Below are 12,497 nucleotides of genomic sequence, written 5' to 3'. Positions count from 1 at the left end.
AAAAAACATCTAACTGCTATCGTTTCTGTTATTACAGTAAAATGGCCACCTATCCAAAAGTGAAGTTGCTCTTTTTCGAGCAACCTATCCTTCTATCACTTTAAGATGGAATTTGCGATGACGTGGTCCGTCAAATTCACAGAAATAAATACCTTGCCATGTCCCCAACAAGAGACGTCCGTTAGAGACGACCATTGTTTGGTTATGACCAACAGTGCTCACCTTGAGATGTGCAGCAGTATTTCCTTCCATATGTAAATCCTCTCGGTGTTCCCATGGATACACTTCACGTAATCTCCGCAAAAAGTCTGTTTTTACGTCGGGATCAGCATTTTCATTGACCGTGATTCCTGCTGTCGTGTGTAATGACGAAACAATCACGATACCATCTGACACATTTTGTTCTCGAAGATATTGGGCCACCTCTGACGTAATATCAATCATTTGATCATGTTGACTTGTTTTTAAAGAAAACGTCTTTTCCATTATTATCATCCCTTTTTTAGAATAGTGTTATAAATATTCTACTAGAAATCAATTATATGTTAAAATTTTCTGTAAATACAAATATGGAAAGGAAGTAGTAAAAATGGTTAAAGCAATACATACAGATAAAGCGCCACAAGCAATTGGGCCTTATTCACAAGCAATTGATGCAGGAGATTTAGTCTTTGTTTCGGGTCAAATCCCGCTAAATCCGGAAACAATGGAAGTAGTAGAGGGGGATATTGCCACTCAGACAGAACAAGTAATGAAAAACTTGGATGCAATTTTATCTGAAGCAGGTTTAACATTTGCCAATGTTGTGAAATTCACAATTTATATTACGAACATGGATGACTTTGCTACTATCAATGAGGCATATGCGCAGTTTTTACAAGAACCATATCCGGCAAGAGCGACAGTAGAGGTGAGCAAATTACCTAAAGGTGTTGGCGTAGAAATGGATGTAATTGCAAAAAAATAAGCAAAAGTATCTTCCAGTCCTGTTCATAGGCTGGAAGTTTTTTGTTTTATAGGTTTAGCCGCTTTCATTTTAGGAAAAAGTATATAAAAAAGCATAAATTTCTTCCCATAATTATAAAAATCTATCATAATATAAAGTGAGACTTCAATTAGTGTGGGTTTTACCCTACTGATTGATAGAGAAACTTATCAGGGTGTTAGCGTACGTGATCCCCCACTTATCTTCCTAGCAATGCTCGAAATTTGAAGTGTGGGTCTTGCAGCCGGTTAGCGCCGTGATAAGAGTAAGTATTATCGCGAAAAGGAGATAATCTATGAAAAAAATAACATGGATGCTTATTGTAGTGACCTTAATCGGACTAGCTGTCGCACCTTTTGCTTTGGCAAGTGATGGTGATGAAGACGTCATTGATGAAAGGTATGGTAAACCGAAAGTAGTGCTCGGTGAGGCGCTGTCAGATTCAGATAGAGATAAAGTAAGAAGTTTATTAAACGCAACAGACCCTGAACAAGTAGATGAATATACGGTGACGGCTGAAGACCTTGTTAATTTCATTGGTGGAGATCCAAGCTCTAATATGTACTCTTCTGCAAAAATTACACGTAAAGAAGAAGGACATGGAGTGGTTGTCAATGTTGTCAACCCAGAAAATATAACGGAAGTAACCAATGAAATGTACGCAAACGCCTTATTAACAGCTGGTGTAGAAAATGCGCTTATCGAAGTAGCATCACCGAAAAAGGTAACAGGACATTCAGCTCTGACAGGGATTTACAAAGCTTTTAATGTTGATGGGGAAACTTTAGATCAAGATCGAATGGAAGTAGCAAATGAGGAATTAGACGTAGCAACAGACCTAGCAAAAGACGCAGGAATTGATCAAGAAAAAGTTAGTGAACTATTGAGTGAAATTAAGCGTGAGATCTCAGAACAAAATCCAGCAACCAAAGAAGATGTCGAGCGTATTGTTAGTGAGCAATTGGACAAATTGAATATCGAACTAAGCCCAGAAGACCGAGAAATGCTCACGAATTTGTTTGAAAAAATGCGCGAACTGAACATCGACTTCGGTCAAGTCACCGAACAACTGGAAACAATCGTCAGTGACCTCAAAGGAAAACTAGACGAAGTAACTGGAGGCGACACCGAAGGATTCTGGCAAGGGGTCAAAAACTTTTTCCAAAACATTCTCGACTCCATTAGAGGCCTATTCAATTAAGGGGACTTTCCTCGCCTTAGAAGTGAAAACAAACCGTCATAGTTAAGTGAACTATGACGGTTTGTTTGTATTAAACTAATCTAGTAGCGTTGCTAAAGCGTTCATTTAGTTTAAACCAATCGCTTACGAAGAAAACCTGAAATCTGATCAATAATGGTAACGGTAATTATAATTACAAGCAGAATCATCCCTACTTCTTCCCAATTTCGATTCATATAGGCAAAGGTAATCAATGTACCGATACCACCCGCACCAACGATCCCCAGCACGGAAGAAGCACGAACGTCAATCTCGAATCGATAAATCGCATAGGATAGAAACTCAGGCAATACCTGTGGAAAGATCCCGTAAAATAGAATTTGCAATTTATTTGCACCACTGGCTTCCAAAGCTTCAATAGTATTCATATCAATTGATTCAATAACCTCGGAATATAACTTCCCAAGCATCCCGGTCGAACCAATGGCAATCGCCAATACCCCGGCAAAAGGATTTGGTCCTACAGCTGCCACAAAAATAATCGCAAGCACAATCTCGGGAAAGGCTCGTACTCCACCTAAAATCCACATGCCGATATTATTTAGAAATTTGTTGCGAACCATGTTTGAAGCACATAAGAATGCAAGCGGCACGGCAATGATAGCTGCTGCCAATGATCCGGTATAGGCTATAAACAATGTCTCGAACATCATTTCGAGAATATTCCCGGTTTCTTCAACAGCTGGCTGGAAGAATTTTGGTATAATTCGATCAAAGTTATCTAATGTACGTTCACTGAAAATATTATCCCAGCGTATTTCAAGACTTGTAAATGTCCAAATATAAATCAACGCAATAAGGATAAAAATGAAAATGCGTTTATATAATGTAAGCTTACTTTTTGGTTTTTCCGGAAGAGTCAATTGTTCTGACATTATACAAGTCCCTCCCTTAACTTACCACTAATGAAATCAATCACAACGACCACGGCAAATACAATGATAATAATCGTACTAACAGCCGGATAGTTCATAAAGTTGATTTGTGTGTTTAATAGTTGACCAATACCACCGGCACCAACTAACCCTAATACCAGTGAGGCACGGATGTTTATTTCGAATACGTACAGACTGAATGAGATGAATTGTGGCAGTACTTGAGGCACAATCGCAAAACTAATTGTCTGCATCCCATTCCCGCCCGATGCACGAATTGCCTCTGTCTGATTCATATCAATCGTCTCAATCACTTCACTCATTAGTTTCACTAGAATCCCAACTGCGAAAATGATCAAGGCGATAATCCCAGAAAAGGCACCAATACCAAATAAACCGACAAATACAACCGCTAAAATAATATCCGGGATCGTACGGATGATATTTAAGATAAGGCGCATCCCTTGATAGATCCAGGTATTGGTTGTCACATTATTAGCAGTTAATAAAGAAAAAGGAATACTGATAATAACTGCGATAGTGGTTGCAATAATAGCTATATGTAGCGTTTCAAACAACTTCGGCCATACTTGGTTGACATAACTCCAATCAGGTGGAAAAAAATCACCTACTAAGCCAAAGACATTCGGCAACTTTACAAAAAAATGAACAATAAATGATTCCGTTTTAATCGAACTAAGTAAATAAAAGCCAGTGACAACCATTAATGCGATAGTAATGATTAACTTGGTCTTAAAAGGATATAAACCTTTTGGAACGAAGGAAGATTCTTTACTCATCCTCCACCCCTCCTCGACGGTCTTCGTCACGGATCGAGCGACCATAGATTTCTTCAAATGTTTGTTCAGTCACATCACTTGCTGGACCATCAAAAACCACTTCACCAGCACGCATGCCGATAATTCGGTCGGCATATTCCATCGCCATATCAATAAAGTGAAGGTTCACAATCGTTGTGATTTTATCTTCACGGTTAATCTGCTTTAAATATTTCATTACCTGGTGAGAGGTAGGTGGATCAAGGCTTGCTACCGGTTCATCCGCTAAGATTAATTTCGGTTTTTGTGTTAGCACACGGGCAATACTAACACGTTGCTGCTGCCCACCACTCAGTTCATCAGCACGGTTATATAATTTTTCCTCAATGTTTACACGTTTCAAATTTTCATATGCTAATAATTTATCTTCTTTAGAAAATATGTTCAAAATACTTCTTAATGTTCCTGTATAACCTAAGCGACCTGAAATAACATTTTTCATAACGGTGGATCGCTTTACTAGGTTATAGCTTTGAAAAATCATTCCGATCTTGGTGCGGAGCTTTCGTAAGTCTTTGCCATTAGCTTTTAAAATATCTTCATCATCTACTATTAAAGAGCCACTAGTAGGTGTTACGAGTCGGTTAATACTGCGGATAAAAGTAGATTTACCTGCCCCAGAAAGACCGACGATAACGACAAATTCTCCTTCATTGATTTTTGCATTTATATTTTTTAACCCTTCTGTCCCATTTGGATAGACAAGTGAGACATCATTGAACTCAATCATGGTCTAGCCCCTTTCATTCATATGGAAACAGGAGAGAGCATGCTCTCTCCTGTTCAACCTATCTTATAGTAAAGAAAGTATAAAATTTGCGTATCTGTCTAGCTCCGTACGATAAGTCAACATCGATTCGCTTTCAGCTCCCAAAGAGTTTCCTTTATCTCTTTCCGGAAGTATGATCGATTAAAATCGCCACTTTGCGTGGCAACATCGATCCACCCGTGTTGCTCGGGCGCAGTTTGTACGTTGCTGAACGGGCGCTCTACGCTTTTCTTATTCATCTAAGCTTATATCATCACCGAATTTATTGTAAGTACTGCGAACAACGTCATATTCGCTGTCTTCAGCTTCAATGATTGCATCCCAACTGTACACATCATTCATAATTTGGATCATCTCTTCATCATCATTAAATGATAGGAAAGAATCTTTAATCGTTTGAACTAGCTCACCACTTAATTCCTTCGTTATAGAAATGGTATCGTTGGGAATTTCATCTGTATATCCAAGAACTCTTGTTTTTTCCATGATATCTGGATATTCTTCTTCTAATTCAGTTCGAACATCATCGAAAGTAGTTGCTACATCTGCGTTTCCTTGATAAACTTCAATTGCTGAGTTATCATGTCCACCAGTTTGATATGCTTCAGAGAAAAATTCTGTTTGTGGATCGTCTACACCAAACTCATCCATAATTTGTGCTGCCGGGAATAAGTAACCACTGGTAGATGTCGGGTCTCCATAAGCCCAAACGGCATCTTCTAAATCAGCTAATTCTTCGTAATCGGAGTCAGCGTCTACAAGATATTGTGCTACATATGTTCCACTGCCATAGCGTTCGGATTTCAAGATTACCTCAACATCATGTTTTTCGTTTGCTAGTACATAAGCAAAAGCAGGAATAAAACCGATTTGTACTTCATTAGTGCCCATTGCTTCAACTAGTGCCGTGTAGTTTGTCATAACTTTTCCTTCGACTGGGATTCCTAATTCTTCTGAAAGCTTGTCCGCTAAAGGAGCAACGGTATCTGCAATGGTGTCAGAATCTTGTGATGGAACGAATCCCATAATCAGTTCTTCAGGAAGGTCTGCTTCATCACTAGCTTCTGCTTCATTCTCTTCTGTTTCTTCTGCATCTGTATCCTCGTTGGTATTTTCTTCTGTGTTCTCACTCTCATCATTGCTGCTGCCGTTTGAATCATCACTTTGACCACAAGCTGTGATAACAAAGAAAGTTAACAAAGCGACTAACAATAAAAGTATTTTTTTCATTTCTCTAAATCCCCCTTGAAAATCTTAGTATTACAAGAATATTGTCTATGGATTAAACAATAAAATCTATTAGAGTGGTAAAAAAGCTGACAGTATCTTTGTGAATTCCATAGTTTTCTTGCAACGTCATTATCTATCGAAAATTGTAAAAAAGCCATATGATTTACCGAAATATAACAATTTTATTAATTGCTTTACAAAATTTACACGTTCTTAAACAAGATGAATGGAGGAAGCGCTTTAATTCCGTTATAATATAAAATAGAGAGATAATGGAGGATAACGATGAAAATTATTTTTACATATGCAAATACATATAAAAAAGCAATGTTCCTAGCACTTTTTCTAATGGTTGTAGAGTTAATAGTAGAATTGGTACAGCCGATCATTATGGCAAAAATGATAGATGATGGCATTATCGCAGAAGATATGTCGACTATTTATTTGTATGGGGCTATTCTATTGGCAATCACCTTATTAGCATTTGCAGCCGGTATTACGAGTTCTTTCTTTGCAGCAGAAGTTAGTCAAGGCGTAGGACATGATATGCGGAATGATATGTTTCGTAATATTCAAATGTTTTCTGCGATGAAAATTCAACAATTTGCCACATCCACTTTATTGACGAGAATGACGAATGACGTAATACAAGTCCAAAATTTATTATTTACCTTTATGCGAATAATGTTGCGCGCACCTTTGTTTATCATATTTGGCATTGTGATGTCATTTACATTAAACATACCTCTGGCTTTCATTTTATTAGCTACAATTCCTATCTTATTTGTGGTTATGTTTTGGTTGATGATTAAGGGGATGCGGTTGTTTCGACATGTACAGGAACGGGTGGATCGGATTAATAACGTTATTCGTGAAAACCTGTTGGCAATAAAACTAGTGAAAGCTTTCCATCGTATGACATTTGAAAATAACCGTTTCTCAAAAGTAAATACAAGTCTTAAGGATAAAAATAGGCAAGCATTATGGATAATGGAAGTGGTCATGCCCATTGTCATGTTAATCATGAATATAGCGATGATTGGATTATTATGGTTTGGTTTCATTCAACTAGATACCGGCTCAGCTAGGGCTGGTGAAGTGGTGGGTGTCATTAACTATGCAACAAGAATGCTGGCATCCTTTGGTGTGTTTTCCTTTTTACTTATGAACCTGTCAAGAGGGCGAGCATCCGCAAAGCGAATTGATGATATTCTCAAACAGTCTGCTGATGATGAGGTTATCAAACAGCAGCAAAGAGCAATGATTAAAGGTGATATTCACTTTGAGGATGTTTCCTTTACCTATCCTCAAACAAGTCAAGAAGTATTAAGAAATATTAATTTTCATGTTAAGCCGGGAGAAAAAATAGGTATTTTAGGAGAAACTGGGGCAGGAAAAACAACATTATTACACCTTATTCCCTATTTGTACCATCCATCAGCAGGTATCATTTATGTAGATGGTAAACCAATGGAACAATTAGGAAATAAGGTAAGGCACGATGTGACGTTAGTTCCTCAGGAAGGTTTTCTATTTTCTGGGACAATTCTCGATAATATCACATGGGGAAACGAACATCTTGCGCAAGAACAAGCAGAAAAAGTAGCGAAAGAAGCTCAACTGCATGACTTTATTATGACTTTGCCAGAAGCCTATCAAACCCTAATTGGTCAAAGAGGTGTGAACTTGTCAGGGGGGCAAAAACAGCGGTTATCCATCGCTCGGGCACTAGCAGATAATCCGCGTGTATTACTGCTTGATGACAGCACAAGTGCATTGGATGCCACCACAGAATCAAGTGTGTTAGAAGCGATTAGATTGAGGCAATGCACTACTTTTATCGTTTCACAAAAAATCAGCTCAGTAAAAGATGCCGATCAGATTATTGTGTTAGAGAAAGGGAGCATAGCCGGGTTGGGAACACATCAGCAACTGCTACAAACGAATGTCTTGTATCAAACAATGTGGCGCACGCAGCAAAAGGAAGGGGTGACACTGGATGGCTAACAAAAAAGTAGAAGTTCAGCCACGGTCAAGGCATCACCCGATGATAGGAAAAAAACCAAAAGTAAAAAAACTTCGAGCTACTTTAACCCGCATTTGGAGCTATATGAAAACGGACAGGATCATGTTTTGGCTGGTGTTAATCATGGTGTTTCTAAGTGCTATATTGTCCTTGCTTGGTCCCTACTTTATTGGAGTGGCAGTGGATGTAATGACAGGTGCAGAAAGTGTTTTTTCGTTTGAAATGCTTCTTATTCTGTTAGCATTTGTCTTTGTTTTCCAATCTGTAACACTGGCATTGCAAAATTATTGGATGATTGATATTTCGCAAAATACAGTTTTTGCTATGCGGAAAGAACTATTTGAGCATGTTTTACGTTTGCCGGTTATGCATTTTCAGAAATCTCAAAGTGGTGATTTGATGAGCCGGCTGACCAATGATATTGAAAATGTGAGTAGAACGTTGAACACGGCTGTCATTCAAGTGACGACAAGTATATTGACACTCGTTGGAACATTAGTTGTGATGATCTTGCTTAGTCCGCTTCTAACCTTTATGACGGTAACCATCGTGCCGTTAATGTATCTCGGGATGAAGTGGATTACGAATAGAACGGGTTATTATTTTAAGGAACAGCAGAAAGAACTCGGTGAAATGACTGGTTTTTTAGAGGAGACGTTATCAGGTCATTCGATGGTGAAACTGTTTCACCAGGAGCACCGTGTGATCGATCAATATCGACAACATAATGAACAATTAAGAAAGGTAGGATACTGGGCTCAAGTATATTCCGGATTTATCCCGAAGTTAATGAACGGTTTAAACAACTTCGGTTTTGCGGTTATCGTTGGGGTCGGTGGCTGGATTGTGCTGGCTACCAATGCAAGCTCAATTACAATCGGTATCATTGTGACTTTTACGACATATGCACGCCAGTTCACTCGTCCATTAAATGATTTAGCCAATCAATTTAATACGATTCTGTCTGCGGTTGCGGGTGCTGAGCGAGCGTTTGAAGTAATGGATCAAGAGGCAGATGAAACAAACCAAAAGAAACAAGATATTCACCGGGTAAAGGGAGATGTGGCTTTTCGTCATGTTTCATTTTCTTATCATACCGATGAACACGTCTTACAAGATATATCTTTTCACGCAAAGCCAGGTCAAACAGTAGCATTAGTTGGACCTACCGGAGCAGGAAAAACAACGATTATTTCCTTGTTAGCTAGATTTTTCGAGGAACAAGAAGGAGATATCCTATTAGATGGCCATTTGATGAGTAATCTGACGAATAAAAGTATTCGGAGTCATTTAGGTGTTGTTTTGCAGGATTCTTATTTATTTGATGCGACAGTTAGAGAAAATATTCGTTATGGAAAGCTAAATGCTACCGATCAGGAAGTGGAAGAAGCTGCGAAAATGGCGAATGCCCATACTTTTATCGAACAATTACCAAAGCAATATGATACGATGCTTGAAGGAAATGGCCAAGGAATTAGCCAAGGACAACGTCAACTAATTGTGATTGCAAGGGCGATGCTAGCCAATCCGTCCATTTTAATATTAGATGAGGCGACAAGCAGTATTGATACAATAACAGAATTAAAAATAACAGATGCATTAGAAACATTAATGGAAGGGAAGACTAGTTTTGTGATTGCACATCGCTTGAATACGATTGAGAAGGCTGATATGATACTTGTTCTAAAGGAAGGTAAAATAATTGAAAAAGGAACCCATTCATCATTAATGAAAGAAAAGGGTTTTTATGCTAATCTAGTCACAACACAAACTGTTCATGATTGATACAAGTTTAGTTGGAATATAATAAAGTGAGAATTAAATCAGTGTGGGGGATTCTACCCCACTGATTGATAGCGAAACTTATCAAGGTGTTAGCATCCGTAACCTCTGCTTAACTTCGTTGCAATACTTAAAGCATAAAGTGGGGTCTTACGGACGGTTAGCACCTTGGTAAAAGAGATGACAAAATCAACGTCACGGAGGTGGAATCAGTGGCAGACGAGCGAGAAGATCAAGAATGGCAGCAGGAAAAGCAAAGGGTAACTAAGGTAGTGGATGAAATTGGTAAAAAAATCACATCATTACAATCAAAAATAAAAGGTTTAAAAGAAGATGTCATTGATATCAGACGTGATTTTTGGGAAGACGTAACGGTAAATATAGAAGAAATGGACGATAAAATTGAAACAGAAGCCAGTATAAAACAGCAAGCAGAGTTTCTGTCGGAACGCGAACGAAGCCATGGGCAAGTAAGTGAACGTTTAGACATACTACACCGTCTAAAGGATAAACCTTATTTTGGTCGAATTGACTTTAAAGAAGATGGACAGTCCGCTGAACAACCGATCTATATTGGTTTGGCCTCTGTGATGGATGAAGATGAAGAAAATTTCCTAGTATATGACTGGAGGGCACCTATTTCGAGCATGTACTATGATTTCCCGCCAGGACCGGCAAGTTACGACACCGTTCAAGAAAATATTTCCGGGGAAATAACGTTAAAACGACAATATGTGATTAGTAATGGTGAACTCAAAGGAATGTTCGACACAGGGCTGACTATTGGTGATCATTTACTCCAGTCTGTCTTAGGTAATCAGGCAAGCACAAAGATGAAAAGCATTGTATCAACGATTCAAAAAGAGCAGAATCAAATTATACGTAATGAAAAGGCAAAAGTATTGATTGTTCAAGGTGTTGCTGGTAGTGGAAAAACTTCTGCAGCATTGCAGCGTGTAGCCTACTTATTGTATCGCTATCGCGAAACATTAACATCCGAGCAAATTGTACTTTTTTCACCAAATCCATTATTCAACAGTTATGTAGCAACCGTGCTTCCGGAACTTGGTGAAGATAATATGCAGCAGATGACATTTTATCAATATTTACACCGGCAGTTAGATGATAGCTTTCAATTAGAAACCCCTTTCGAACAAATGGAGTATTATTTACAAAAACAAGCAGAAAATTACGAGGCAAGAGTAGAAGCCATGCATTACAAGGCTAGCTTAGCATATAAAGATTTAATTGATCGCTTTTTAGACCAACTTGCCAATAAAGGGCTCGCTTTTCGCAATATTACATTTAGAGGGCAAACAGTTATTCCAAAACAAATGGTTGAAAAATATTTCTATCAGACAGAAAGCACTTTAGCCATTCCGGATCGTTTAGAAAAGGTAGCCAATTGGATATTGTATCAACTGAAAAGACTAGAGAAGGTTGAAAGAGAGAAAGATTGGGTATTAGAAGAAAGTGAATTATTAGAAAAGGCTGATTATGTCGACGTTCACCAAACATTGCAAGATGAAAACCAATTTTCGGAAGATACGTTTGATGACTATGACCGTGAGGAGGAAATGTTACGTAAACGAGTAGTTGCTTGGCGACTTCGTCCACTACGAAAGAAGGTAAAGCAATTAGCGTTCGTCGATCCACTTAAAACATTTCGTAAGTTATTTTCAAGCAAGGAACGAGTTGCGAGTACAAAAGTTACACATCCGTCTCAGTGGCAAGAAATATGTCGTATCACGAATGAATATTTAAAACATAAATATTTAACATGGGAAGATGCACCAGCTTATATTTATTTTGAAAAAAGCTTGCTAGGATTTGATGCGCAGCGAGCGATTCAACATTTGTTTATCGATGAAGCGCAGGATTATACACCGTTTCAGTTTGCATTGATGAAGAAGATGTTCCCGGTTAGTCGTATGACTTTATTAGGTGATATTAATCAAGCAATTTATGCACACGCTTTAAGAGAAGAGACTTTGTTATCAGAGAAATGGCAGGAAAAACATGAAAGAATCGTGTTGACGAGAAGCTACCGTTCGACAGCTCCGATTGTGGAATTCACTAAATCATTTATGCCAAATGGTGATCTAATTGAGCCGTTTGAGCGTGATGGGGAGACTCCAGTTGTGATGGAGTTGGAGCAACGTGATATTATGATTGAAAAAGTGCTCGATCAAATAAACGAATATGAACAAGAAGGTCACGAAACCATTGCATTAATCGGAAAAACGATGCAAGAGTGTATGGACATATATGATCGGTTAAGAAATCGTATAGACATTCATTTAATGACACAGGAAGCACACATTTTTGAAAAAGGTATTGTAGTGATTCCGGCATATCTTGCGAAAGGAATTGAATTTGATGCGGTCATCATTGTCGATGCATCCAATGACAATTTTCAGGATGAGTTAGAACGAAACTTATTCTATACAGCATGTACAAGAGCTATGCACCAATTAGCACTATTTACAATTGGAAAACCAACCGACTTTATTGAAAACATACCTAAACAACAGTATCGACATTACAAAGTCCATCAAATTTGGGACAAAGGAACAGGGTGAGCACCGTTTATCACGGTGCTAATCCGCCGTAAACCCCGCTTCAAGGTTCAAGTAAATCGAAGAAGCTAAGAGGGTGAATTCACCTTGTTTTTCTGCCCTGTTATTTTCCTTTTTTGAGCACTATGTTTTTCATTTTTGGTGGAATGTGGCAAGATAGTATAGACAATGA

The 12,497-nt window shown here is 38.3% G+C and carries 10 protein-coding genes; 5 read left to right on the top strand and 5 right to left on the bottom strand.

Annotated elements, in window-relative coordinates; genetic code table 11:
• Window positions 1-84: 84 nt before the first annotated feature.
• The gene (locus tag GI584_RS21870) at window positions 85-486 is read right to left on the bottom strand and encodes a secondary thiamine-phosphate synthase enzyme YjbQ (protein ID WP_100358777.1); all 402 of its coding nucleotides are present in this window, start codon (window positions 484-486) and stop codon (window positions 85-87) included.
• 103 nt (window positions 487-589) lie between these two features.
• On the opposite strand from GI584_RS21870, the gene GI584_RS21865 reads away from it, so the two are divergent.
• Together GI584_RS21865 and GI584_RS21860 are read left to right on the top strand one after the other, a co-directional pair.
• The gene (locus GI584_RS21865) at window positions 590-967 is read left to right on the top strand and encodes a RidA family protein (protein ID WP_100358778.1); all 378 of its coding nucleotides are present in this window, start codon (window positions 590-592) and stop codon (window positions 965-967) included.
• 313 nt (window positions 968-1,280) lie between these two features.
• On the top strand, window positions 1,281-2,186 hold the full coding sequence (locus GI584_RS21860) for a DUF1002 domain-containing protein (RefSeq protein ID WP_100358779.1): 906 nt from the start codon (window positions 1,281-1,283) through the stop codon (window positions 2,184-2,186).
• 110 nt (window positions 2,187-2,296) lie between these two features.
• Here GI584_RS21860 and phnE (GI584_RS21855) read toward each other — a convergent pair whose 3' ends face one another.
• The 4 genes from phnE (GI584_RS21855) to GI584_RS21840 form a co-directional block, all read right to left on the bottom strand.
• Complete coding sequence (phnE, locus tag GI584_RS21855; protein ID WP_100358780.1) at window positions 2,297-3,100, bottom strand: phosphonate ABC transporter, permease protein PhnE; 804 nt, start codon at window positions 3,098-3,100, stop codon at window positions 2,297-2,299.
• Complete coding sequence (gene phnE / locus GI584_RS21850; protein WP_100358781.1) at window positions 3,100-3,900, bottom strand: phosphonate ABC transporter, permease protein PhnE; 801 nt, start codon at window positions 3,898-3,900, stop codon at window positions 3,100-3,102. Before phnE (GI584_RS21850) ends, phnE (GI584_RS21855) begins: the two co-directional genes overlap by 1 nt.
• Window positions 3,893-4,669, bottom strand: coding sequence for a phosphonate ABC transporter ATP-binding protein (phnC, locus tag GI584_RS21845; protein WP_100358782.1), 777 nt, complete (start codon window positions 4,667-4,669; stop codon window positions 3,893-3,895). The genes phnE (GI584_RS21850) and phnC overlap by 8 nt, the downstream gene beginning before the upstream one ends.
• A gap of 270 nt (window positions 4,670-4,939) precedes the next feature.
• Window positions 4,940-5,938: a phosphate/phosphite/phosphonate ABC transporter substrate-binding protein gene (locus GI584_RS21840; RefSeq protein WP_100358783.1), complete on the bottom strand. Its 999-nt coding sequence runs from the start codon at window positions 5,936-5,938 to the stop codon at window positions 4,940-4,942.
• Between the two features lie 285 nt (window positions 5,939-6,223).
• On the opposite strand from GI584_RS21840, the gene GI584_RS21835 reads away from it, so the two are divergent.
• The 3 genes from GI584_RS21835 to helD all read left to right on the top strand — a co-directional run bounded on the left by GI584_RS21835 (window position 6,224) and on the right by helD (window position 12,328).
• Window positions 6,224-7,945, top strand: coding sequence for an ABC transporter ATP-binding protein (locus GI584_RS21835; protein WP_153792618.1), 1,722 nt, complete (start codon window positions 6,224-6,226; stop codon window positions 7,943-7,945).
• Window positions 7,938-9,749, top strand: coding sequence for an ABC transporter ATP-binding protein (locus tag GI584_RS21830; protein WP_153792617.1), 1,812 nt, complete (start codon window positions 7,938-7,940; stop codon window positions 9,747-9,749). Before GI584_RS21835 ends, GI584_RS21830 begins: the two co-directional genes overlap by 8 nt.
• 209 nt (window positions 9,750-9,958) lie before the next feature.
• A complete protein-coding gene (helD, locus tag GI584_RS21825) occupies window positions 9,959-12,328 on the top strand; it encodes an RNA polymerase recycling motor HelD (RefSeq protein WP_153792616.1) in 2,370 nt (789 codons plus the stop codon).
• Window positions 12,329-12,497: the final 169 nt, after the last annotated feature.

The organism is Gracilibacillus salitolerans (genome assembly GCF_009650095.1).
GTDB classification, from domain to species: domain Bacteria; phylum Bacillota; class Bacilli; order Bacillales; family Amphibacillaceae; genus Gracilibacillus; species Gracilibacillus salitolerans.
Note: the sequence above shows the minus strand (reverse complement) of the source record. Positions and strands in the feature narration are given on the sequence as shown.

What these genes read in the sequence shown, in the direction of transcription:
- GI584_RS21870 (WP_100358777.1), bottom strand. Translation starts at nt 486, where the DNA reads ATGGAAAAGACGTTTTCTTTAAAAACAAGTCAACATGATCAAATGATT.
- GI584_RS21865 (WP_100358778.1), top strand. Translation starts at nt 590, where the DNA reads ATGGTTAAAGCAATACATACAGATAAAGCGCCACAAGCAATTGGGCCT.
- GI584_RS21860 (WP_100358779.1), top strand. Translation starts at nt 1,281, where the DNA reads ATGAAAAAAATAACATGGATGCTTATTGTAGTGACCTTAATCGGACTA.
- phnE (WP_100358780.1), bottom strand. Translation starts at nt 3,100, where the DNA reads ATGTCAGAACAATTGACTCTTCCGGAAAAACCAAAAAGTAAGCTTACA.
- phnE (WP_100358781.1), bottom strand. Translation starts at nt 3,900, where the DNA reads ATGAGTAAAGAATCTTCCTTCGTTCCAAAAGGTTTATATCCTTTTAAG.
- phnC (WP_100358782.1), bottom strand. Translation starts at nt 4,669, where the DNA reads ATGATTGAGTTCAATGATGTCTCACTTGTCTATCCAAATGGGACAGAA.
- GI584_RS21840 (WP_100358783.1), bottom strand. Translation starts at nt 5,938, where the DNA reads ATGAAAAAAATACTTTTATTGTTAGTCGCTTTGTTAACTTTCTTTGTT.
- GI584_RS21835 (WP_153792618.1), top strand. Translation starts at nt 6,224, where the DNA reads ATGAAAATTATTTTTACATATGCAAATACATATAAAAAAGCAATGTTC.
- GI584_RS21830 (WP_153792617.1), top strand. Translation starts at nt 7,938, where the DNA reads ATGGCTAACAAAAAAGTAGAAGTTCAGCCACGGTCAAGGCATCACCCG.